General features: G+C 44.3%; 26 protein-coding genes and 1 riboswitch. Of the genes, 5 read left to right on the forward strand and 21 right to left on the reverse strand.

From position 1 onward, the window contains the following. Positions 1-145 precede the first annotated feature (145 nt). From BLT91_RS09285 to BLT91_RS09335, 13 genes are all read right to left on the reverse strand, one after another. Positions 146-760, reverse strand: coding sequence for a Rossmann-fold NAD(P)-binding domain-containing protein (locus BLT91_RS09285; RefSeq protein WP_175532191.1), 615 nt, complete (start codon positions 758-760; stop codon positions 146-148). 56 nt (positions 761-816) lie between these two features. Then, positions 817-1,080, reverse strand: coding sequence for an SDR family oxidoreductase (locus BLT91_RS09290; protein ID WP_090820001.1), 264 nt, complete (start codon positions 1,078-1,080; stop codon positions 817-819). A gap of 497 nt (positions 1,081-1,577) precedes the next feature. Continuing rightward, positions 1,578-2,795, reverse strand: a complete 1,218-nt coding sequence (locus BLT91_RS09295) for an MFS transporter (protein ID WP_090820004.1) — start codon at positions 2,793-2,795, stop codon at positions 1,578-1,580. 60 nt (positions 2,796-2,855) lie between these two features. Then, positions 2,856-3,383: an SDR family NAD(P)-dependent oxidoreductase gene (locus BLT91_RS09300; RefSeq protein WP_368086791.1), complete on the reverse strand. Its 528-nt coding sequence runs from the start codon at positions 3,381-3,383 to the stop codon at positions 2,856-2,858. A gap of 32 nt (positions 3,384-3,415) precedes the next feature. Beyond that, entirely contained in the window at positions 3,416-3,595 is a 180-nt protein-coding gene (locus tag BLT91_RS32745) for an SDR family NAD(P)-dependent oxidoreductase (RefSeq protein WP_254776857.1), read from the reverse strand. Positions 3,596-3,853: 258 nt separating this feature from the next. Further along, positions 3,854-4,312: a GNAT family N-acetyltransferase gene (locus BLT91_RS09305; protein WP_090820547.1), complete on the reverse strand. Its 459-nt coding sequence runs from the start codon at positions 4,310-4,312 to the stop codon at positions 3,854-3,856. A 139-nt stretch (positions 4,313-4,451) separates the two neighbouring features. Beyond that, the gene (locus tag BLT91_RS09310; protein WP_175532193.1) at positions 4,452-4,892 is read right to left on the reverse strand and encodes a PaaI family thioesterase; all 441 of its coding nucleotides are present in this window, start codon (positions 4,890-4,892) and stop codon (positions 4,452-4,454) included. Positions 4,893-4,988: 96 nt separating this feature from the next. Then, positions 4,989-5,291: a multidrug efflux MFS transporter gene (locus tag BLT91_RS09315; RefSeq protein ID WP_141224962.1), complete on the reverse strand. Its 303-nt coding sequence runs from the start codon at positions 5,289-5,291 to the stop codon at positions 4,989-4,991. Between the two features lie 560 nt (positions 5,292-5,851). After that, a complete protein-coding gene (locus BLT91_RS30650; RefSeq protein ID WP_175532195.1) occupies positions 5,852-6,172 on the reverse strand; it encodes an aminoglycoside adenylyltransferase domain-containing protein in 321 nt (106 codons plus the stop codon). 103 nt (positions 6,173-6,275) lie between these two features. Then, positions 6,276-6,665 (reverse strand): nucleotidyltransferase domain-containing protein, encoded by a 390-nt coding sequence (locus BLT91_RS33495; protein WP_090820011.1) that lies wholly within the window; start codon positions 6,663-6,665, stop codon positions 6,276-6,278. A gap of 28 nt (positions 6,666-6,693) precedes the next feature. Then, complete coding sequence (locus BLT91_RS09325) at positions 6,694-7,446, reverse strand: SDR family NAD(P)-dependent oxidoreductase (RefSeq protein ID WP_090820015.1); 753 nt, start codon at positions 7,444-7,446, stop codon at positions 6,694-6,696. Between the two features lie 171 nt (positions 7,447-7,617). After that, complete coding sequence (locus tag BLT91_RS09330) at positions 7,618-8,088, reverse strand: Rrf2 family transcriptional regulator (RefSeq protein WP_090820018.1); 471 nt, start codon at positions 8,086-8,088, stop codon at positions 7,618-7,620. A gap of 192 nt (positions 8,089-8,280) precedes the next feature. Further along, positions 8,281-9,168 carry a LysR family transcriptional regulator gene (locus tag BLT91_RS09335; protein ID WP_217635199.1) on the reverse strand — a complete coding sequence of 296 codons (888 nt, stop codon included), beginning with the start codon at positions 9,166-9,168 and terminating at the stop codon, positions 8,281-8,283. 122 nt (positions 9,169-9,290) lie between these two features. Between BLT91_RS09335 and BLT91_RS09340 the strand changes: the two genes are divergently transcribed. Further along, the gene (locus BLT91_RS09340; RefSeq protein ID WP_090820021.1) at positions 9,291-10,142 is read left to right on the forward strand and encodes a DMT family transporter; all 852 of its coding nucleotides are present in this window, start codon (positions 9,291-9,293) and stop codon (positions 10,140-10,142) included. On the opposite strand, the gene BLT91_RS31435 is transcribed toward BLT91_RS09340, so the two are convergent. Then, positions 10,139-10,312, reverse strand: coding sequence for a hypothetical protein (locus BLT91_RS31435; RefSeq protein WP_175532197.1), 174 nt, complete (start codon positions 10,310-10,312; stop codon positions 10,139-10,141). The two genes, BLT91_RS09340 and BLT91_RS31435, sit on opposite strands and share 4 nt — an antisense overlap. Positions 10,313-10,707: 395 nt before the next feature. On the opposite strand from BLT91_RS31435, the gene BLT91_RS09345 reads away from it, so the two are divergent. Then, complete coding sequence (locus BLT91_RS09345; RefSeq protein WP_090820024.1) at positions 10,708-11,577, forward strand: alpha/beta fold hydrolase; 870 nt, start codon at positions 10,708-10,710, stop codon at positions 11,575-11,577. Positions 11,578-11,772: 195 nt separating this feature from the next. Here the strand turns inward: BLT91_RS09345 and BLT91_RS09350 are convergent, their stop codons facing one another. Then, positions 11,773-12,198 carry an RCC1 domain-containing protein gene (locus BLT91_RS09350; RefSeq protein ID WP_090820027.1) on the reverse strand — a complete coding sequence of 142 codons (426 nt, stop codon included), beginning with the start codon at positions 12,196-12,198 and terminating at the stop codon, positions 11,773-11,775. A gap of 342 nt (positions 12,199-12,540) precedes the next feature. Then, positions 12,541-13,278 carry an MBL fold metallo-hydrolase gene (locus BLT91_RS09355; RefSeq protein ID WP_090820030.1) on the reverse strand — a complete coding sequence of 246 codons (738 nt, stop codon included), beginning with the start codon at positions 13,276-13,278 and terminating at the stop codon, positions 12,541-12,543. A gap of 81 nt (positions 13,279-13,359) precedes the next feature. Between BLT91_RS09355 and BLT91_RS09360 the strand changes: the two genes are divergently transcribed. The 3 genes from BLT91_RS09360 (at position 13,360) to BLT91_RS09370 (ending at position 17,321) form a co-directional block, all read left to right on the forward strand. Then, a complete protein-coding gene (locus BLT91_RS09360; protein ID WP_090820033.1) occupies positions 13,360-15,102 on the forward strand; it encodes a sensor histidine kinase in 1,743 nt (580 codons plus the stop codon). 72 nt (positions 15,103-15,174) lie between these two features. Further along, positions 15,175-15,273: riboswitch (purine riboswitch) on the forward strand. 58 nt (positions 15,274-15,331) lie between these two features. After that, positions 15,332-16,765, forward strand: coding sequence for an NAD(P)/FAD-dependent oxidoreductase (locus BLT91_RS09365; RefSeq protein ID WP_090820035.1), 1,434 nt, complete (start codon positions 15,332-15,334; stop codon positions 16,763-16,765). Positions 16,766-16,958: 193 nt separating this feature from the next. Continuing rightward, a complete protein-coding gene (locus BLT91_RS09370; RefSeq protein WP_090820037.1) occupies positions 16,959-17,321 on the forward strand; it encodes a LytTR family transcriptional regulator DNA-binding domain-containing protein in 363 nt (120 codons plus the stop codon). A gap of 106 nt (positions 17,322-17,427) precedes the next feature. Here the strand turns inward: BLT91_RS09370 and BLT91_RS09375 are convergent, their stop codons facing one another. The 5 genes from BLT91_RS09375 to BLT91_RS09395 all read right to left on the reverse strand — a co-directional run bounded on the left by BLT91_RS09375 (position 17,428) and on the right by BLT91_RS09395 (position 21,678). After that, positions 17,428-17,826, reverse strand: a complete 399-nt coding sequence (locus BLT91_RS09375) for a hypothetical protein (protein WP_090820039.1) — start codon at positions 17,824-17,826, stop codon at positions 17,428-17,430. Positions 17,827-17,938: 112 nt separating this feature from the next. Continuing rightward, positions 17,939-19,207 (reverse strand): MFS transporter, encoded by a 1,269-nt coding sequence (locus tag BLT91_RS09380; protein ID WP_090820042.1) that lies wholly within the window; start codon positions 19,205-19,207, stop codon positions 17,939-17,941. Further along, entirely contained in the window at positions 19,204-19,653 is a 450-nt protein-coding gene (locus tag BLT91_RS09385; protein WP_090820045.1) for a MarR family winged helix-turn-helix transcriptional regulator, read from the reverse strand. Before BLT91_RS09385 ends, BLT91_RS09380 begins: the two co-directional genes overlap by 4 nt. Before the next feature lie 222 nt (positions 19,654-19,875). Then, entirely contained in the window at positions 19,876-20,961 is a 1,086-nt protein-coding gene (locus BLT91_RS09390) for a lactonase family protein (protein WP_090820048.1), read from the reverse strand. A 60-nt stretch (positions 20,962-21,021) separates the two neighbouring features. Further along, positions 21,022-21,678 carry a DUF2238 domain-containing protein gene (locus BLT91_RS09395; RefSeq protein WP_254776860.1) on the reverse strand — a complete coding sequence of 219 codons (657 nt, stop codon included), beginning with the start codon at positions 21,676-21,678 and terminating at the stop codon, positions 21,022-21,024. Positions 21,679-21,802: the final 124 nt, after the last annotated feature.

Below are 21,802 nucleotides of genomic sequence, written 5' to 3' on the forward strand. Positions count from 1 at the left end.
CTTCTGATATTTTATTTAGCCATTCAACAGCGGAGAGGACCATCTGACCATTACTCCTTAAATACGACAAAGCCTAGCGATCTGAAAATCAGAACGCTAGGCTCTTTTGCATTCAACCATATTTTCAAGTTGACGACTACAACCGTTACACTAGACGCTTCGACATCGTCTCGCTTATCAAATAATCTTCAAAGGTCAGCGGCTCGACGCCGATCAATCGCGCAAGTTCATCTGGATCTGGTTGGCGAATCGGCCCCTTTCCCGAAGCTAATGCTGCTCCAACTGCTGCGATATGGCGTGCCATATCCATATTGACAGGTCCGACAGGATCACTTGAGGCGAGGGCTGTCAGTTCATCTGCCCATTCTTGCGCATTAACCGGGACGTATCGAATCTCCCTGCCAAGGTGTTCTCCAATGATCCGAGCTATCTGTGTGTGATCCATTAGTTGAACGCCTACCGGGTAGTGAACTTGTTCTCCCTCGAACCTCTCTGGTTTCAACAAAGCGGCGACGACCAGATAGGCGGCATCCCTGCCGCTGATCCAGGGAACTTGCGCCATTCCAAAACTGTTCCGAATGATGTTTTCTTCGCGAATCGAACGAGCATGAACCGTTGCAATGTTTTCGAAAAACACTGCTGCAATACGTAGTACACAAACATCGAGTCCCGCCCAGGACAAAACCTCTTCTGCAAGCCATTGCCTTCTGCCAAGGTGGCTTGGGCTATCGGGGTGAGCCACTGCCATGGAAGTTACCACTACACGTGGATTTGATCCGGATTGACGTGCTGCCGCGGCAAAATTAGCTGCCGCTTCTACCGCTCCATGGGGTAAGTGAAGGTGGCTTGCGATACTCCGTTAAAGGCACTCACAAGGCTTGCCCGATCATGTAGATCTCCAAGAACAATCTCAGCGCCTAACTTTTCGAGTTGCTCCGTCATTGTACTTTTTCTCCTTGCAAGTACGCGTACTAGATGCCCATTCTCGCGCAACTTGTGAACGACATAAGCCCCTGTACCGCCATGTTTTCCAGTTGCCCCTGTTACAAGCACTATGTTTGAAGCTTCCTTTTCGGTCATCTTCTCTTCCACTCTCCCTGATTTCTATTTCAGTACGATTTCCTATTAATAATGGAACATTTCATGATCACCAAGATCAGTTCGGACCCCTTGTTGCTGAAGTGCAACTCCCAAAGATACCCAATCCCTGAACGAGCCAGCCGTAGAATGGGATCAATTGGGGTCTCAATTAGCTGATTGTGCTCCTCACTTTAAACAGAAATAGTGCTTTTTGAACAGGCTCTTTCACGATTAAATCTATCATTCTAGTAATGTGTTCCGAAAGAGGTCTTAAGACATAATTTTTATAAATATTTGTAGTAATTTTACTTTTTTGTAGTTTGTAGTTTTTGATAATAAATATTTATAATTAATAGCTGAGCTAATTTTAATGCCCCGTTTTCTTCATTGGAGGGCCGGTAGCCCTTCTGCTCATTTCCAACATCCGTCGCAAGCTCCACGATAAACATATAAGGGATGTCCGGTAAGTCGAATCAGACTTTGGACATCACTTGATTTTATCCGGTCGTATTCGGTGCAGCGGGTGCAGGCTCCGTTTCCTTGCGGTTTTTCGTCGCAAGCAATAGCGTAATCAAAGCAACGAATCCGACTATGACGGCGAGACTCCATATCGCGTTGCTGAAGCCGTAAGCGGTGGAAGCCACACCGCCGCCATACGCGCTCGCTCCTTGGAATAGATAGCAGACGAGTAACACTGCAGACAAAAACTGTACCCGGTATTGGGGAGGCGAGTTGATGGCGGCAATGCCGATTCCTCCGGCTATAGAGAACCCAGCGGCAAGTCCGCCGAGAATCGATGAGATGACAAATATAACGAAAGAATGAAGCTCCGACGCGGTGACGAGCAGAACCATTGTCAAGATTATCGAAACCATACCTGCCCGAATCGAAGTCACAGGACCCAGTCGTCCGGCAATGGTTGCACTGACTGCAATCAGCAAATATGATATCGACAATACCGTACCGATCACAAGAATGTCCTTTGTCCCAACGACATCGCGCGCAATTTGGGCTCCAAGAGATGTGAACACAGCGCCCATGGCCATCCCCGTTCCCGCGGCTAATGCTGCTAAGACATAAAGGCCCCATAATCCTCGCGGCACCTTAACGCCTTGCGGCTTCCAGCCCGATTTACGAGCGGATTCCAGTGTCTTATTCTGCGGAAGGAAGAAGCTCAGGATAATGCTGATGAACACAAGTGAGGATAACACCCAATAATTTAAATGCAGCGGCCATGGCGCATATTTAATTAGGGCTGCACCGATAATTGTCGCAAGGAACATACCGACTGCCTGCGTAATAGTGTTAACGGATCCGGGCAGCTTCTTGTTCGACGTCGGATTAAATTCTACAAGCGCTGCAGCTCCCAAACCCAACGTCAGCCCGGCCCCGACGCCTTGCAGCACACGACCGGCAAACAGCCAATACATGTTCGAAGCTAAAGCGAAAGCTAATGCTCCGTTGAGGAGAAAAATAAGTCCGGTAATCAAAGTGTTCCGGCGTCCGATGTAATCTGAAATATTACCTAATAGAACAAGTACCAAGATCAGTACGATCGGAAATGTAGCAAAGATGCCTGTCGTTATTGACCTGGAAAGGTGCCACTGCGACGCATATACCGGGAACACAATGGAAGGGGCCATGCTGGACCAGAAGCTGATCGCGAGTACCCAGGCGACAATCCAAAATGCCGCTTTGGATGAAATACTTTTCATAAGACTAACTCCTTTGTGGCGAAAAATTGTTTGCCTAAGGACAAGCTGTAGGCAACATTCTCAAAGATCGCCATTTTGATGTAACTCCTTCTTCGTAGTATCTTGGAATAATTCCGGGTAAAGGACAGCAACGCCGCCGGCAAGGTCTTTCTGTACTTTGCGGCTCAAATCGTCGGCTAAGATCTCGTAGCTATCCGCTTCAATGCCGTCAATGGCAATTTTGGCGATGTCAGCGGGGTTCGCTTTTGGCGCGGAGATTTTCGCTGTCATATCGGTGTCCATGTATCCGACGTGAAGGCCGGCAACTCTAATGTTGCGAGCAGCCAAATTTAGCCTCAACACGTTCGTCAAGCCCCACTCCGCCGATTTGGCGGCTGTATAAGCACCGGCGCCTCCGATGCTGAACCAGGACAGGACGGAGAGAATGTTTAGAATAGACCCTCCGCTATTACGTTCAATGATCGGAGCAAATGCGCGAACCATAGAAAGGGTTCCGAACACGTGCGTATCGAATTCAAGATGAATGTTATCCAGATCGCCTTCGAGCAGAGAGGCGCCGGTTGACGAGCCTGCATTATTGATTAGCAGCGTTACGTCCTTAGCGGATTCCGCCGCGGCGGCTACGAATTCGGATCCGTAATATCGAGCTGCAGCGGGATCGCACCCGGAATATCGACGGCTTGCGGATCTCTCGCACCTGCGTACACCTTTGCTCCTCGGGAGAGAAGTTCGCGAGCAAGTTGAAGGCCAAGCCCCCGGTTCGCTCCGGTCACTAATGCAATTTGGTTAGCAATGTACATGGGTAATATCTAATATTGTTGGTTAATTTTAGGGATAACGGTAAATCATGCTGTTCGCAACCGTGCCTCTGATTTGAACGAGTGTTGTCGAGCTTTGACTTTTAGGAACGATCAATTCATTAATTGTGTAATAAAATAGGCTGCCTCCGATGAATTTGCCTTCCCCTCCTGACCATACCCCTGATAACGAAAGATGAATTCATAAGACATTAAAAAGAATGGACGTTCTTAAATCCCCGCACTCTAAGGAATCAAGGTTTATTTGTTTCGTAAAACAGTTATAAACCCGTCCAGTATTTTATGGCTTACAATATATCCTTTTCGTTTGTAAAATTCCAATGCGTGATCATTACCATTTGAAACGAAAATGAAACGATCATCTACATCATCAAACTGGTTCAACCATTTCATTGACATATCGAAAAGCACCGACCCAATGCCATGTTTTCTATACTGTTTTTTAATGTAAAAATTGGATAAACACCCTACATTATTCCCCTTCACAGAAGAAAAATCAAAGAAGGTAGCGAAGTCATTTGTGTATACTTCTTTAGGAGAGATGTTCGAATATGCATACCCAATCTCTTCATCATCATCTTTAGCAACTACAATGTGATTGTATATTGCCCTTTTCATGGAGGGAACCATTCGCGTATCAAAATTCATGTTATCAAACAACTCTGGTTTAATTTGTGCCTTTGATTTTTGAAAGACCATTAGTTCGTTGCATAACTCTCTACAGCAATCAGCTTTTTCAACTGGTATATCTACATCGTTGCCAAGTGATGACAACTCGTTCCATTAAAGCTCCTCCATAAGAGCTCTGCATCTTCCTTTCCTCAACGAGTTCGGGACTTCATCGTCCTCGCGCCTTTTCACCGCGGAGTGTCATGCATGTTCTGGTAGCACGTGCAACAAGTTTCTCCTGCTCATCAAATATGTCACATTCCAATAACCCTATCGATTGTCCGCTCTTCACAACTTTTCCGACCGCCCGAAGTGTTGAATTCCAAACCGGTTTCAAAAAGTTAATTTTAAGTTCTAGTGTGGTAAAGGTGTCACCCTCATCAAGCGTAGTTGCATAAGCCATTCCCATCGCGGCATCTGCAATGTCGCAAAGCACGCCCCCATGAAGCGTACCCATCGGGTTTGCATGTGTTTTTGGGTCTGCCATAAACGCAATTTCTACACGCCCGTCGGACACACCCGATATGCTAAACTTAAGCAGTTTTGCAATTGGCGGTGGTGGTACGGTCCCCTGGAACAACTTCAAAACATTTTTTAGTCCTGCTTTCACAAAAACCACCCTCTCGTTTTAAGACCATTCGGTCTGAATGGAGAACAAAAAAAACATAGTGTTAACAATCTACACCGTGAAGGGACGCCCAAATATTCACGGTGCAGTCCCTCGCAGACGCTTGGTGGAGATCCCGAAGGCAGCAATGGCACCGATAACCGAAATGGCTCCAGCCATCCACCAGACATTCACGAAAACGCAGTTCTTAACGATTGATCCAACATGTTCAGGGAGAACAAGATCAAGAACAAGGACACTCGTTCCCAAAACTGATCCAATTTGACGCGCAATATTAATTACTGCACTTCCCATTGCAGTTTGATGGCCTTCAAGATCCGCCGTGGCAGAGGCAATCATATCGGTGGCGCTAGTCCCATACCAACCCCAACCACCAGCCAACCGGGTAAAATCTGTACCACATACGAATGAATTTCACCGATCGATAACAATGGACCATGTACTACTCCATGCCAAGTTAGTAAACGTTATTTTTGACAGGAGATATTAAGTATTGGAATCATGCGTGTCCGTCACTCAATCTACGCCAGATACTAAATGGTTGGCAAGCTTGTGACCAGTGACAAATCGCAGCACAGAATGGTCCGCTAAGTTGAACGTTGGGATAACATCGGAGAAAGATTTTTACGTTTCAACAGCTTATGGACTTGCCTCAGATAACTATTACACTTATCCTATCAAACATTGATACCGAGGATATTATGGAGGCGGTAAGATACCATGATATTAGTGTTAATGCTGTGTTCACCAGCGAGGACGTTGTGCTGGTCTGACAACCTTACTTGTTTATTTCTCTTTTTTCCTTTGAACTACTTCCAAATTATTCCATTATTCTGTCAGTTAGCACAGCGAGGCTGCCCGATTGTAAGCCGAGGAAGCCTAGTGATATAACTTACTGAGCTCTTGTCTTCCGTTGGTTAAAGATCACATTGTCCCCCTTACTAATGACGGATTTGTTTATGGAAGAAGGTACTCTCCGTATGAATTAGCCGAAGTAGTTCAACCAAGTCGCGTAATCGCTTTAATTGAGAAGAATACTCGCGTATAGGCTCTAATCGTTTTATCGCAATTGCCTCATGGATAAGACCGTGCCAACGCTCGGGCAATACTTTAAGCCCATACTCGCCTGCAGCAACCTTGCTGAATACATCACATTCCCTAATTGAATAATATTGCCTTAACATGCCCGGCGCGCACCATTCAACCGAAAAATCTAACTGCTTAATTTGCTCCAAATTAGTTGGTTCCGATATATCGGTCAAGCTAGTTGATGTTCAAGTACTTCAATCCATCCGACCCAATATGTATTCATATTTTCAAATACGTATTAGACGAGTTCGTCAGATGAAATCTCATATTCGAAGGCTAAAGGCTGTCCATAAATACAAATGCATATTTCTTAAGCACCCACCACGTAACTGGATTTATATCCCCATTTCCATTGAAATCTAATGTCTTATCGTGATATTTGGGGAATGGTGGGATGTCGTTGAAGGGTTTTCCCGCTTCCTGCTGTCTAATATAAGCACCCATAATGTCCAAATTTGGATAAATCAATTCAACAAGTCTATGAGCATCCATAATCAATTGGGAGTCTGATGAGCTAAGGGTTCTATTGACAAATACAAGAAAGTCTATATCGCTTGACCCTTTAACATAAGCGTTAAGCGCGGTCGACCCATAAATATAAATGGATTCTATTGTATTAGGCAACCTTTCTTGTAATGCTTCACTTAACTTTCGCGCCCTTGGCACCTCCTATATGTGCGATGTCCTTTGTTCTTTAAACCTGCTTCATACCACCGTCAACAAAGAGTTCGATGCCGTTTACGAAACTGCTGTCGTCCGAAGCCAGGAACACAACGGCCTTGGCAACTTCAACAGGTGTGCCCAATCTTCCTTGTGGCACAAGGCTGGAAAGGAATTCAAGTCTTTTCTTTTGTACTTCTTCGCTAGCGCCTGCTGCAGCAGCCAAACCAACCGTTTTGATAGGGCCCGGGCTAACGACATTCACTCGGATCTTACGACTTTTCAAGTCAACCAACCAGTTCCGTGCAAAGGCGCGAACAGCTGCTTTGGTTGCTCCGTAAATGCTTGACCCAAGCGCACCGCTGCTGCCTTGAGTGGAGCTGTTTAGAATGATTGAACCGCCATCACGGAAAAGGGGAAGCGCTTTTTGAACCGTAAACAATACACCTTTGACATTGATATTAAAACTGTTATCAAACATCTTTTCGGTAATTTCGCCGATTGGAGCTTTTTCCACGACGCCGGCGTTAGCAAAAAGAATATCAATATGGTCATGCTGACTCTTCACGGCACCATAAAGATTGTCCAAGTCTTGAAAGTTCGATACATCAGCTTGAACCGCCGTTACATTTTTTCCGATTTGCTTGACGGCATCATCAAGATTGCTTTGGTTGCGCCCAGTAATGTATACATAGGCACCTTCTTGAACAAGTTGCTGTGCTGTCGCAAGACCAATACCCGAATTTCCACCTGTTACTACCGCTACTTTTCCATCTAATTTACCCATGATAAACACCCCAGACCTTTTTTAATTGAAAATGGTTTCAACAAAGCCTCTTCATTTTTTTTCCCAACGTTAAGAACCCGTATCCCTGTTTGTTTCCGTGTATCACTCTTTGTTATAACTATTATTGTTTCAACGAAGTGGTAAATAAAAGCCCCCTTAGGAGCTTCTATTTTAGATGAATCTTGGGATAAGTTGACTTAAAGTTGTCGACCCTAATTGGTTTTCCATTGCCGCTTGAGCTTTTGCAAATTCGGAATGTAGAACAGATTCAATGTTACGACCAACTGGACAACCCACATTCGAATCTTCATGAATCCGAAACGCATACAAATCGTTTTCTTCAATTTCATTCACTGCTCGATAAATTTCAAGCAATGTAATTTCCTCCGGGGTTTTAAGCAAAAAGGCCCCTCCTACCCCAGCACGAACATCCATTATTCCTGCCCGTTTAAGCATTCCTATAACTCGCCGAATTACAACAGGATTATTATTTACGCTTCGAGCAATTTCATCCCCTGTTTGTTCGGTATGCTTCACTGCTATCATCGAGAGGATATGAATGGCCATAGAAAAACGTGTACTGACTCGTTGCTTCAAATGTACCACCACCGTTGAAACGTTAATCGTTATAACAATTGCCATTGCACCTTTATATTATAGGGTGCTGGCCAAGAAGTCAACACCGTTTATTCTTCCCTCAAGTCTGACCGCGGCAATCAAAGCAAGTTCTTGTCTCCATTCGGGGAAGGATGCAAGTTCTTGTACCTCGACACTTGTCGGTTCGTGTTATTAACTTTTTTCTCTCCTCGGTTGACAAGAACTTGATGTCAAATTTTATTTGACAAGTCGAATATACCTTTCTTTGTTTTTTTCAATAAAATCAAGAAAGCATCTCACAGCCATTGAGGCTTGTTTTCTATTTCTTACGGCTATTCCAATACTTCGGGAGAAACTAGGGGATGTTTCTTTGCTGAGGATATTGTACTGGGTTCTTTTTAGAATAAGCTCAGCCAATATGCTTATACCTAGCCCGTTTTCGACCATTGAAATGATAGTGTAATCATCATCGAGGCGGTATTCAATCCTAGCTTTGATATTATGTTGGCGAAACATGTCCAACACTTCTTTTTTTGTCCCTTCTTCCAGAAGGATCATAGGTTCCTGCTCAAAAATACTCAAGGGTACAGAATCTTCATGAGCATATGAATGATTTGCAGGCAGAATAGCGAGCATCCGGTCTTCCATGATCGAAATCACTTCAAATTCTCTTAAAGTAGGCAAATCCACAAAACCGAAATCGACCGTTCCTTCCGAAATCCAGATTTCGATTTGGCGGTAGTCTCCTTGGATCAGTTCAAATTTTATATTCGGATGCTTGGCTTTAAAGTCTTTAAGAAGCGGGGAAAGCAGATGACAAGAAATACTGGAAAACGTACCGATGCGAATAAGGCCGCTTTCTATTCCAAGCAATTCAGACACTTTGTCTGAAAGCTCATTATATGCTTGGCTTAACTTTTGAATATGAGGCAGCAGTTCTTCACCGTCTGAAGTAACGGAAACTCCTGAATGACTTCTATTCAAAAGTTTGATACCAAACTCATTTTCCAGGGAGATAATTATTTGGCTTACGGCCGATTGAGAATAATTGCAATAATCTGCTGCCCGTGACAAGCTTCCAAGTTCAATGACCTTCATAAACACTTCATATTTCGATTTTTTCATAAAGCCCCCAAATAAACATAAGATGTTCTTATTCTCAGTATAACAAATATTCACTTTTCTTATATATAGAGCGTGAGTAAGATATTATTCATGACACAATAATAGGAGTTAAGGTGAAGCGAATGACACAAAAACAAGCAAACTTAGTTTTAGCAACGGTATCTATAGCTTGGGGCCTGTCTTATATTTTCATGAAGCTCGGCATTGACGCAATGCCACCGGCAACCATAGTGGCATTGCGTTGTGGCATTGCCTTCCTTGTTACAATGCTGATTTTTGTTAAAAAAATGATGAAAATCAATACCAAGTTATTGAAGTATGCTTCTATCTCCGGTGCTTTACTGGCAGGTATTTTTGCCATGCTGTTGTATGGGGTCATGAATACTACTGCGACCTCCGCAGGTTTTTTGACGAGTACCACTGTAGTAATGGTTCCTGCCATTCAAGCATTTCTCCATCGAAAGCTTCCAGCCCAAAATATCATTGTTGGTGTTGTGATCGTATCCATTGGACTGGTGCTAATGACCGTCCGCGATCAGTTGACATTTGATGTTGGCGCAATTTATTGCCTGATTGCTGCTTTGCTTTATACTATTCATATTATTATCTCAAACCATTTTGTACGAGAAGTAGACGCTTTGCAATTAGGAATTTATCAACTTGGCTTTGCTGCCCTTTATGCCACTGTGTTTACCTTTATGTTTGAAACGCCAGTTTTGCCGGACAGCCCTATCCATTGGTTAGCGATTCTTGGTTTAGCTCTAATATGCAGCGCCTATGGTTTTGTAATGCAGTCTGTCGCTCAAAAGTATACAAAGGCAGAAAGTGTAGGGTTTCTGTTCTCGCTCGAACCCATTTTCTCCGCTATTTTTGCCTTTATCTTCTTGAAGGAAATTATCGGATTAAACAGTTATATCGGTGCGGTACTTATCATCACGGGAGTTTTTATAGCGAATCGCAGCAAGAGTTTCTAGATTCTCTCATTTCCCTTAATGATGGCTTCAATTGTAAATCTGAGCCATCCCTTCCCTTGCTCGATCTCTACATTATTAGAGAAGTGTTCTCCGTTACAAGTAAATTCAAATTCATCTTTCACTATATAGGATTCAATATTCCCGATAGCAATCGGAAATTTGAACACCATTTATCCCACTCTCCCCATAAACCTCAAAGATGTGTTTGTAAATCTCAACAAACTTATTCATAGCAAACGTTGCACTTCTGAGGGTAAGATTTGTGAAAGATCCAAGGTCAACCGGGGTTTGTTCCACAAGTACATGTGGTTGATGTTTTTGCAGGGATAAAAATTTGATATAAACGACATATAGGTTTGTTTCATCAAGAGCACGAAGGTCTACGGTTTTAGTTTTTCGTTTGCCAACTTGATCTAAAATTACCTTCAGTTCAAGTGTTAAGAGAGAAAATACACCTGTATCCTTTTTGCCTCCAAAATCAAATTATTGTTGTTGGGACATGCAAATTGGCGAAGTTAACCAAATATATTCAATGGTATAACAAAGTGAAACGGAGGGTAAAAGGATGTTTAACTGTTTTCATGTCGAGGTCTCGGGAAACACAATTTTCGTGCGCCGTTATGGACAAGGACCGGCAATTCTATTGGTGCACGGCTTCCCGCGCACAAGCCTGATGTGGCGATTCCTCGCGCCGAAGCTTGCGGAAAATCATACTGTGATTTGCGTAGACTTACGCGCCTACGGCCGCAGCGGGATACCCGCCTCCAGCCACGATCACTTTCCTTATTCAAAGCGCGCGATGGCGAAGGAATTGGTTGAGGTGATGAGCAAACTTGGCTTTCCGACCTTCATATTGATCGGTCACGACCGCGGGGGACGCGTCAGCTACCGTATGGCCTTGGATCATCCGAAGAATGTGGAGCGTCTGGCCGTGTTTGACGTCATTCCGATTTTCGAAGCGTGGAAACGGGCAGATACGCGCTTCGCTCAAACCTACTGGCCCTGGAGTTTACTGTCGCAGAAACAACCGCTGCCGGAGAGTTATCTGCTCGGTGCTCCCGAGGCCGTCTTCCATAACCCCTTCGGCGAAGGTTCCTTCGGCCGCGAAATCTTGCAAGAGTACGTTTCAACCTATTATAATCCGGCCCGCGTGCACGGTATCTGTGAGGAATATCGAGCTGCAGCGACGATCGATGTCGAACACGACCGCGCGGACAAAGAAGCGTCGAAAAAAATTGAATGTCCGATGCTGCACCTGTGGGCGGAGGGCGGTTGGCTTGACACTTACTATGCAAAAGACAGCGGTCCGCTCGGCATATGGCGGCAATGGGCTCCGAAGGTGCAAGGGCAGGCGATAAAGGGTGGCCACTTCTTCCCAGAAGAGAATCCTGACGAAACGGCGGTTCTCGTGAAGCTGTTCCTCTCCGCTAAATGAAAGATGTGGTACTGCTTGCTGTTTCTTCTTATCTGCTGAAGTAGGTGCATTTGGCTCCTTTCTTGACTGAACCGCTGTTGTGGCCTGGGGGTGGCGTTTGTGACCGAGGTTAAACCATCCGTTTAAAGGTTAAGTTTTTCAACCGAACCTTTGCGGAATATTCCTCTTTATCAAGGACTATCATAGGGTTCAAAATCAGCAAAGATTCAATTTCGGAGTACCTACAATATAGATCACTGGTACCATCTCCCAACCCGCCTTCATGTGCGATTCCCCATGAAAAGGCGGAACCTGTTTTTTGATGGCAAAATGGAGCCGGAATGATCCGCCGGCAATCATGGTAATATGGCTTAAGCCTTTAACTTGTTTGGGCTTCAATACCGGTTGGTTGCGGTTTATTCGGCCGTTTTGCTGCATCATGAACAAGTTATTCCAGCTTGCAGCGATCGACTTGATCTTCGTCAATGGTGTGAGCGTCTTGATTCTCAGTTCATCTTCTGTCCGCATTCTGCCCATGACTTCATTGTACACGATTGCCCAATGAACCGCCCCGTCTTGTGTGAGAACAAATACGAAATTGCCGCTGATGAATACAGCTTTCGCAGATGTAATGCCTTTCAAAGACAGATATTGAAACCGTCGCTCCAGAGTGCAAGGCCATGCGAATCGCAGGCTGCGATACCAACTATGGATAGTGGTACCTTGTCCTCATGGGGGCGACACGGCCATAACCCAGTTTGTGATAAAATAATAAAAATGGGAAACTATTACGAATAGGCGGATGATTGGAATGAGTGGAAGCTGGCACGATTCATATCAAGGAAACACTCATTTGTACCGTATACCCCTTTCAAAAAGCTGCCAATCAAGCAAAAGAACCTTGAAGCATTCAAGGTTCTTTTGGCCGTATGTCTAGCATTAGTAGATCAGCTCGCTCACCACTAAGAGTGTCGACTCTACTATTTACAATTCATAACTTCGCAAAGGTTCAGCCAGCCGAACCGTATGCTCTTCATGAAATTTCTCCCGCACATCCAGTGGCACATAATCATCCACATAATGCATCAGAATCATCTTCGATTGAATTGATTTCGGTAGCGTCAGCAGCTCTTCTAGAGATGTATGCGAGGGCAGCTGATCATCCTGCATATGGCATTCGTGAAATATGGTTTGCACCTCTTCGACTATATCCCTTATGTAGCTTTCATCCAACCTTGTATCCCCGCTAAAATAAAAGTGCGGCTTGCAGAGGAGACCGTAACTCAGCATTTCCGGCACATGAAGCGTTTGCACAAGCTCGAACTGCACACCAGTTACCGTAAAATCCTTTTCGACACATTCAATATCAAAATAATCCTCAAACACGCGCTTTCCACGCGTAGTTAGCTCCAGACCATGACGCAAACACTGCCATAGGTCCTCAATCAACCCAGCAGGCACATAAAGCTTCGGTTTCGCCTTCCCGGGATAAACTCGGTGAAATAAAGCCAGCTTCTGCAAGCCATTAATGTGATCCTCGTGCAAATGAGTAACGAATATGTTCTCCACTTGATTGAGCTTCATACCCAATTGATGCAAACCCAGATGATTCGACTCTGGAAAATCGATGCATAAATTCGTATCTGCAAAAGTAAGAAGAGCACTATTATGCCCTTGCTCTATACTAAAACCGTCACCACAACCCAGAAATGTTACTTTCATGTTAACCTCCATTTTCGTGTGTTTTTCTTTGTACATTTATACTATGATAGTTGATAGATATCGCCATTTTAGGAGGACAACATGAGCACACAGCATAAACCGAAGCCGAAAATCCACCTGCGCTCCTCGCTCTATATCCTAATGATTTCCTTAATAATTGTACTACTTACGGATAGCGTATTCTACTATTATACAAAGAGAATACTAACTTCCGAGCTTGAAACCAAGCTGGAGCTTATCGCTGATAACGTCACCATCTCGATTAAACATTCCAAAACCGGGGAGAAATATGTTGAAAATCTAATCGGCCAAAATCTGCGTACAGCCTCCTTAGCGGCACAATACCGACTCGATCCCGACATAGAGAAAGTGACCAATGAAGAGCTTACCGTACTCAGCAAAGAGCTAATGGTCGATCATATTACACTCATGAAACGAAGCGATGATGATATTATTGGCTATAAATCCACCGAGCCCAAGGAAATTAACATGAGCACCAAAAGCTGGAGCAGAGATTGGTTCCAAGCGTTCAATCAGCTTCTAGACACCAAAGAAACAAATGTAAAAAGCGGCCAAGCTCTGCCTCATTATTGGTCAGGACCAATGAATACATCCATGACGAATCCTCAATTTGTTGACAAATGGGGCTATTATTACGATGGCCGTACTAATTATATCCTTGACCCTTACGTGCATGATACGTTCTTCCGAAATTATCAACGAGAAACCGGTGTAGATGCCGTAATCAACGAAATGATTCATGGATATACTAACCATGGCGCTAAAGAAATTGCCGTTTATAATCCGCCGATTTTCTTAAAACAGCAGGAGCAGTATAAAAAGGAAGGCTACACATGGTTCTCAGATCGTGAAATATTGTTCGGATCCTATACGATGAAAGATAATCGGGATCAAGAAATGGTTCAAGCGGTCATGCAATCGAAGCAAACTCAGCAGCTTATCACCACGATCGGCGGAAAAACCTATCTCAAAATGTTCATTCCGCTCCAACTGGATTTCCCTGTCGTTATTGGTCTGACGGCCGATTATGAGACCGTACAACAATCAATTCAACAACAGCAAGTGAAGCTGCTCCTTCTGATCGGAACAACTGCATTGATCGCTTTCTTCCTCGTCATTGTGAGCATTCGCTTCATTAATAGGAATCGTGAGGCGACCGCAGAGAGCATCCAAGAGGTCTATGTCGATCACATCGACTCGCTGTTTCGCTCTATGAAAGAACAGCGGCATGATTTTAATAACCATGTGGCTACGATACATTCTCTTGTTCATTTGAAAGAGTACACGGAATTAGATCGTTACACCTCCGAGATTATTGGTGAAACCACAGCTTTGAATGATATTATACAAATCAATGTGCCAGCCTTATCTGCGATTGTTCAGTCCAAGGTTATTCAAGCCGTTGAACGCAAAATTACGTTCCAGCATGAAGTTGCTAATTTAAAGCAAATTAACCTTGGGGCTGTCAAAGCGACGGATTTAGTTCGAATCATCAGTAATTTAATCGATAATGCGTTTGATGCTGTTTCTGCTTCCAAAAAGGAAGCGGACAAAGAAGTCCGTTTGATTGGGTTTTTGGAAGGAAATTCACTTATCTTTAAGGTAATCAATAACGGAGACCCGATCCCTAGTGAGGATCTAGAAAGCATATTCGAACCCGGCTACTCTACGAAAAAAGACATGGAACTCCACGCCGGCCTAGGTTTAAGCATTGTCAAAAAGCTGGTCGACAAGTATGGAGGAACGGTTCATGTCAGCAGCTCTGAAAAGGAAACAATCTTCACAACTTCAATTGGAATATGACGAATTTTGCGAACATTAACCGATTGACAACGCCTAACGTTCGTATTATGATAATCAAGGCGATAAGAAATAGCCACATACGTATTAATCGTTCGTATATCCTTGAGAATTGGCTTAAGGGTCTCTAGAGGGAGCCGTAACTTCCTAGCTACGACGGGTACTTGCTTTTGCATACCCGTGTGGCTGGGATTTTCTGTGTCCAAAAATGAAGGTTCCAGAGGAGATTGCAATGAAAGCTTATGATTTTATCGTTGTTGGTGCAGGACCTGCCGGTATTTTTGCATGTTATGAAATGACACTGCTCCACCCTACCGCTAAAGTATTGCTCGTAGACAAAGGCCATGATATTTACCATCGCAGTTGTCCAATCCTGGAAAGTAAAATTAAACTGTGTCCTCCCCCAGCAGGTAAAAAGGACTTCTCTGGATGTCTTCCTGCCTGTTCCATTACGGCTGGCTTCGGAGGCGCGGGTGCTTATAGTGATGGCAAATTCAACATCACCACTGAATTCGGTGGCTGGATGACTGATTATTTGGCACCTAGCAAAGTAATCGATTTGATTCGTTATGTGGATGATATTAATCTACAGCATGGTGCAACTGAAAACATTACGGACCCAACGACAGAATCCGTTAAAGATATTGAGCAGCGCTCCTATGCTGCAGGATTAAAGCTGCTTCGCGCTCAGGTTAGACATCTGGGAACCGAGCAAAATTTGATGATTCTGAAGTCCATATATGAACACTTGAAAACACGTATCGATATGCAATTCAAAGCAGAAGTTGACGATATTATTACCATCAAACGGGGAGATAAGCATGTCATTCAAGGTATCCGCTTAAAAGATGGGACTGAAGTTCATAGCGATCATGTCATGTTGGCTCCGGGTAGAGACGGCTCATCTTGGTTAACGCAAGTACTCAAAAAGCGCCGACTGAAAATGTATAATAATCAAGTGGATGTAGGGGTACGTGTAGAAACTTCGGATGTCGTTATGCGTGAAATCAACGAGCATCTATATGAAGGGAAATTCATTTACAATACTTCTGTAGGTACACGAGTGCGTACATTCTGTAGTAATCCATCCGGTCATGTGGTGGTTGAGAATCATAGCGGCGTCATGGCAGCTAACGGTCACTCTTACAAGGACCCGGCACTTGGTTCCAGTAATACGAATTTCGCGCTCCTCGTTTCACACAAATTCACTGAGCCCTTCGATAAGCCGAATGAATATGCGCGGGAAATATGTAAACATGCGAATGACTTATCAAGCGGCGGCGTTATTGTTCAAAAATTTGGGGACATCATGCGTGGACGTAGATCAACAGCGGATCGTATTCGCGAGGGCTTCCTTGAGCCGACATTATCAGAAGCTGTTCCTGGTGATCTAGGTCTTGTTCTCCCTTACAATACAATGAAAAGTTTGATTGAAATGATTCAAGCCCTTGAGAAAGTAACGCCAGGTATTGCTTCTGAGCATACACTTTTCTATGGCGTTGAAGCAAAGTTCTATTCCGCTCGCCCTAAGCTTAGTGAAAGCTTCGAGACCGAGATCCAAGGTTTGTTCTGTGGCGGCGACGGTGCGGGAATTACAAGAGGCTTGGCCCAAGCAGGAGCTGCAGGCGTTTGGGTGGCACGCAACGTGCTTGACCGCATTAAGTAAACGAACAGCAAATTATTACCGGGGAAATGATTTCTTTCGTCAAAATCTGTGGTTTACAACGGATCCTACTCACTTGGTGTGGATCCGTTGTTTATTTTCACGTTTATAAACTCTTTTATTCTCCTCTAAGATATGGTAAGATGAAATCGTTCTCATTATGTAAGCGTTATCATTTTTAGAGGGGGATTATAAAATGAATGTAGCGCTCGAAGTTAGAAACAGCTATGAAAATTTCATACTTGTAAAGGATATTATGTACTTCCGAGTAGGAGAACATGGGCTTGTCTCTTTCCATGGGAAAAATTATCACATTAAAAAACGTATGTCCATTGAGCAAATTCATGAAATAACAACAGATAGCTCCTTTTTCAAGGTCAATACGGATTGCTATGTGAACACAAGAAAAATTAAACAGATTAAAGATGGTAAAGTGTTTTTTGAAATCAAAGGTGCAGAGTCCAAATTCGCATCGATTACGAAGCTTCGCCAGTATCGTCTGAAAGAAATCGTACAGCAGCACAAAACAGAAGTTGCCGCAGAGGAAACAGTTAATTAAAAGAAAAGCGCTTAACGACGAAGCGTTATAACAAACAACAACGACCGAGAGGTTATACAGAAAAAGGAGCCAGCGAATTCATCGCAAGCTCCTTTTTGGCATGAAACTATGAAATTTTTGCGAGTGTTTCTTGTTGATGTTCGCGGATGAGAAAGCGTATGTAGTCGACTGTTGTATCTTTCACCTTTTTGGCTTCTTCCAAAGTCGCGAAGCTGTACTCAGCATGATCTGTGCTTTCGTACTTCTTCAGCTCTTCATAGTTCATTCCAAGTGTGGAGAAGTTATAAACCAGTTCGTAGGGTGTCTTAGTATCCACATTTTTCACGAAAATATCTTTGGAAAAGAATGAGCCTTGTTTCTCCACTTTAAAAATGACACGAAACGGCTTGTCTTTATCCGATACAAAGCACTTAATAACAACGTCGATTTCCATCGTTTTGTAATCCACAGCGTTCGTAGGTTCTTGCTTTGGTGTATGCATCCATCTTTTCAAAAACCCCAGCAAAAGATTCCCTCCCTAAATAACGATATGAATATAAATTATATTGTAGCGGATACACTAAAAATTGACAATCCAAAATTTGGTTATTTTGAGATATGCTTCTGCTTATTCTTCTCTATGAGGCAGTTCCTATCTCTTCAAGAGACTTTTTCTCAGTTGATTTCCTATATTTCCAAATAATAATCAGACATAGAATACCTGTTAACACCCCGCAGCAGACAAAAGCCCCATTCGCACCATAACGATCTGCGATATAACCAGCAAATAAGCTGCCTATCGGCGTAGAACCAGCAAATACAAGTGAGTACACACTCATTACGCGCGCGCGATATTCCTCTTTGGCATTCATCTGAAGGGATGAATTACTGTTCGTCGCGAACATAATATTGAAGAATCCGGTTAAAGCTAATAATCCTCCGCAGACCCAAACGGAAGTACTGAGTCCATTTAAAACCAGACAGACTGCAACCACTATACTAGCAATAATACTTAGTTTTAGCCTTGGCCTTTGTTTGCTGCGAAATGACATTGTTAGTGCCCCCACAAAAGAACCAATCCCCAGACATGACATTAACGTGCCATAAGTCGTTTCTCCCATGTTTAGTACGCTTTTAGTGAAAACCGGAATGAGTATATTAAAGTTAAAAGCGAGCGTACCAATCACTGTCACAAGCAGCACAGTCTGCGCTAACAAAGGATCTCTTACAATGTACACGATCCCATCTTTAATTTCTTTCATCATACCATCGCGCGAAGTTTTCTTTCGAACATACGTAGCTGCTTGAATATGAAACAAGCCATATAGAACAGCCAGAAAGCTGACCCCATTGAGCAAAAAGCACCAACCGGCACCAAGCCAGGCCATCATTACCGCACCAATCGAAGGTCCTACAATTCTAGCCATATTGAATGTCGTTGAATTGAGGGCAATGGCGTTCATGAGATCTTCTTTTCCCACGATTTCAATATTAAAAGCCTGCCTTGTTGGCATATCTAAGGTGTTATTAAGCCCAAGCAGCAGCGCTAGCACGATAATATAACTGTACTTCACCGTATCGGTCAAAACGAGGATAGCTAGCGTAAAAGCAAGAATCATAGCAACGGTCTGCGTGACAAGAAGGATATTCTTTTTGGGAAACTTATCGACGATAATTCCTGCAAATAGAGAGAACAAAAGGATGGGAAGGAACTGACATGCCGCGACAATCCCCAGCTTGAGAGGCGACCCCGTAATTGTAAGGACAAGCCAGGACTGCCCAATATTTTGCATCCATGTCCCTATCAGAGATACACACTGACCTAGCCAAAGATACCGATAATTACGATGGGTTAAAGCATGAAAATGTCGATCTAAGAACAGCGATCCTGCAAGCTTCATATTCATGGCCCCACCTGCTCCTCTGCGAAATGCGCTGCATTATGTCCCATTTTCTCCAAAATGGTCAAGGCCAATTGCTTTTCCTCTTCCTTTAAGCCGAACGTCAGACGTTCTCGCCAATCGGTCAGCACCTTACGCACATCATCCTTAATCAGAAGTGCTTTCTCGGTCAGATGAACTTCGTTGCATCTCTTATCTTTTTCACTGACTGTGCGGGCTATGTACCCTTTCGTTTCTAGTTTTTTTAACGCTTTAGCTGTGGTGCCTTTATCAATTTTCAAATAATCCGCCAACTCTTCCTGGGAGAGACCATCTTCCTTATAAAGTGCGTTGAGGAATATATGCTGCCCCCTGCCGATGTCGTACTCTTTCAAATGCTCACCAATATACATTTGTCCGTAACGGTATAAAAGCGAAATCCACCTGGGAATTGAATTTCTCGTATCGATCATAAAAGCGACTCCTATCTTGAACAAATTGGTCTAACCTTCCGAATCGTTGCACTTGCCACTATTTCATCATACGTCGAGTTAGTTGCATGTGCAACTAATTTCCAAATAAAAAATAGCACCGGACGGATCCAAAGACACCACGTGGCTATTCTTACAAAAAAGACCGAACGCCCAAACAGCCCTCGCTGTGAGAGTACTCGGTCATTTCAGTTTCCTCTAGCCCTAGAGAAACTTGATGCAAACAGGTCGCGGTACTGCTACCGATTGCCCGGTTTCATGCAGCATTCCGGTCTCCGCATCGACGCGGAATACCGTAATGCTGTTCGAGTCTTGGTTCGCCGCGAGGAGGAACTCCCCCTGCGGCGACAATGCAAAGTTCCGCGGCGTCCGCCCCAGCGTCGCCTGCCAACCCACGACCGACAGCGTGCCGCTTTGTCGGTCAACTCCATAAACCGCGATACTATCGTGTCCGCGGTTGGATGCATACACATAGCGGGCATCTCCCGAGAGATGGATGTCCGCGCATGTGTTCTCGCCGCTGAAGCCTTCCGGCAGCGTCGAAAGACTCTGGAGCGCGGTCAGAACTCCCGCGTCCGCCTCATAGCCCAGCACGGTAACTGTGCTGTCCAGCTCATTGATCGCGTACACGTACCGGCTATCCGCGCTATACACCAAATGCCGCGGGCCTGCGCCCGGCTTCATCGCCGCATCGCCATGCGGCATAAGCACGCCGCAATCCGCGTCAATCCTACTTACCAGCAGCCGATCGAGACCCAGATCGGCTGAAATCGCATACCGATTGTTCGGAGATGGAACAATCGAATGCGCATGCGGAGCCTCTTGGCGATCCGCACGCGGCCCTAATGGCCCTTCATGCTTCGCCAACTGCGTTGCCTCAGCAAGCCTTCCGTCCGCTTCAACCGGATAAACGGTCACACTTCCGCTTAAGTAATTCGCCACAAACACCGTACGGTTCGTCTGATCCAAGCTAATATAACAAGGTGCCGATCCACCTGTTGGCTGCTGGTTTAACTTCTTCAGCTTTCCGGTTCCGGCTTCTACCACATAAGCCGCGGCGGAACCTCCGAAACAATCGTTATACGTTTCTGTCTCACTCACTGCATACAACACTGTCCGTTCACCATTCAGAGCAAGGAACGAAGCATTTGGCAAATCAGTGTACGCCTCCACCAGCTTCATCCCCCCGTTCTGAGGATTGAACGCATATAAATGGATGCCATTTTTGTTCTGCTCATCCGTATAGGAACCCACATAGCAATACAATTCCCTTTGATCTCCTACTGACATTGCCTACCAGCCTCCACACTTCCTATTTCTGCTTTTTATGTTCTCTTTATGCATGCTTATTCAGCTTTTATCTTTTCCGACTTCTTTCAGCTTACGCCATACTGCAGTCATCCCTATCGCAATCACCGCACCATACAGGGCAACCTCCATATCATGGTGCGTATCCCATGGATCACCTTGTGCTCCAAGGAACAACGTTCCAATCTCAGGAGCAACAAGCAATGCCACCCACATTTCAATGAGCTCGTAAAATGCCCCCATGGCTAAAACAATGACACACGTAATCACATAAAGCCATCTACGGCCAAGCTGTGTCCAAACACTCAGCGCTTCCCGTATCGGATAGGCGAGCAGCAGTCCAAAGCTAAAATGCACCAAACGATCATAATTATTGCGTTCCGAATGAAAAATAAATTTCAGCCAGACATCCACCACATTTTCGTTATACGAATAATGAGCCCCAACTGTATGCAGCACCAAGAATAAACCGAAATAGGCATAAGACAGATTCGTAAATGAGAAGAGCTTATACGTACTCACGAGGCCAATAAGCGCTGCCCAAATCAACAGATTTTCCAGAACCCAATCGAATCTGTTATAAGGCGATACAGCCATCCAGATCCAGATACCCACATAAATAACGATCATTATTTGCAAATGCCGATTACGTGTAAATGGCATGTTGTTATTTTCTCTCTTGTCTTCCGTCTCTTTCATGGCTCAGTCCCCCTGTTACTATCGTTAAACTCAGGTTACCTTGCCTCAGTCTTTTCCAAAAGTACTAAGTTTATGTAGTACTAAACAAATCGTACCGACTTGGTTCAATGACGAAGCCCTAATT

Origin of the sequence: Paenibacillus sp. yr247, assembly GCF_900103825.1 — a bacterium.
Taxonomy (GTDB): Bacteria; Bacillota; Bacilli; order Paenibacillales; family NBRC-103111; genus Paenibacillus_E.

What these genes read in the sequence shown, in the direction of transcription:
- BLT91_RS09305 (WP_090820547.1), bottom strand. Translation starts at nt 4,312, where the DNA reads ATGGTCTTTCAAAAATCAAAGGCACAAATTAAACCAGAGTTGTTTGAT.
- BLT91_RS09370 (WP_090820037.1), top strand. Translation starts at nt 16,959, where the DNA reads ATGAATGTAGCGCTCGAAGTTAGAAACAGCTATGAAAATTTCATACTT.
- BLT91_RS09360 (WP_090820033.1), top strand. Translation starts at nt 13,360, where the DNA reads ATGAGCACACAGCATAAACCGAAGCCGAAAATCCACCTGCGCTCCTCG.
- BLT91_RS09335 (WP_217635199.1), bottom strand. Translation starts at nt 9,168, where the DNA reads ATGAAAAAATCGAAATATGAAGTGTTTATGAAGGTCATTGAACTTGGA.
- BLT91_RS32745 (WP_254776857.1), bottom strand. Translation starts at nt 3,595, where the DNA reads ATGTACATTGCTAACCAAATTGCATTAGTGACCGGAGCGAACCGGGGG.
- BLT91_RS09365 (WP_090820035.1), top strand. Translation starts at nt 15,332, where the DNA reads ATGAAAGCTTATGATTTTATCGTTGTTGGTGCAGGACCTGCCGGTATT.
- BLT91_RS09340 (WP_090820021.1), top strand. Translation starts at nt 9,291, where the DNA reads ATGACACAAAAACAAGCAAACTTAGTTTTAGCAACGGTATCTATAGCT.
- BLT91_RS09325 (WP_090820015.1), bottom strand. Translation starts at nt 7,446, where the DNA reads ATGGGTAAATTAGATGGAAAAGTAGCGGTAGTAACAGGTGGAAATTCG.
- BLT91_RS31435 (WP_175532197.1), bottom strand. Translation starts at nt 10,312, where the DNA reads ATGGTGTTCAAATTTCCGATTGCTATCGGGAATATTGAATCCTATATA.
- BLT91_RS09330 (WP_090820018.1), bottom strand. Translation starts at nt 8,088, where the DNA reads ATGGCAATTGTTATAACGATTAACGTTTCAACGGTGGTGGTACATTTG.
- BLT91_RS09295 (WP_090820004.1), bottom strand. Translation starts at nt 2,795, where the DNA reads ATGAAAAGTATTTCATCCAAAGCGGCATTTTGGATTGTCGCCTGGGTA.
- BLT91_RS09355 (WP_090820030.1), bottom strand. Translation starts at nt 13,278, where the DNA reads ATGAAAGTAACATTTCTGGGTTGTGGTGACGGTTTTAGTATAGAGCAA.
- BLT91_RS09390 (WP_090820048.1), bottom strand. Translation starts at nt 20,961, where the DNA reads ATGTCAGTAGGAGATCAAAGGGAATTGTATTGCTATGTGGGTTCCTAT.
- BLT91_RS09395 (WP_254776860.1), bottom strand. Translation starts at nt 21,678, where the DNA reads ATGAAAGAGACGGAAGACAAGAGAGAAAATAACAACATGCCATTTACA.
- BLT91_RS09345 (WP_090820024.1), top strand. Translation starts at nt 10,708, where the DNA reads ATGTTTAACTGTTTTCATGTCGAGGTCTCGGGAAACACAATTTTCGTG.
- BLT91_RS09385 (WP_090820045.1), bottom strand. Translation starts at nt 19,653, where the DNA reads ATGATCGATACGAGAAATTCAATTCCCAGGTGGATTTCGCTTTTATAC.
- BLT91_RS09290 (WP_090820001.1), bottom strand. Translation starts at nt 1,080, where the DNA reads ATGACCGAAAAGGAAGCTTCAAACATAGTGCTTGTAACAGGGGCAACT.
- BLT91_RS09380 (WP_090820042.1), bottom strand. Translation starts at nt 19,207, where the DNA reads ATGAATATGAAGCTTGCAGGATCGCTGTTCTTAGATCGACATTTTCAT.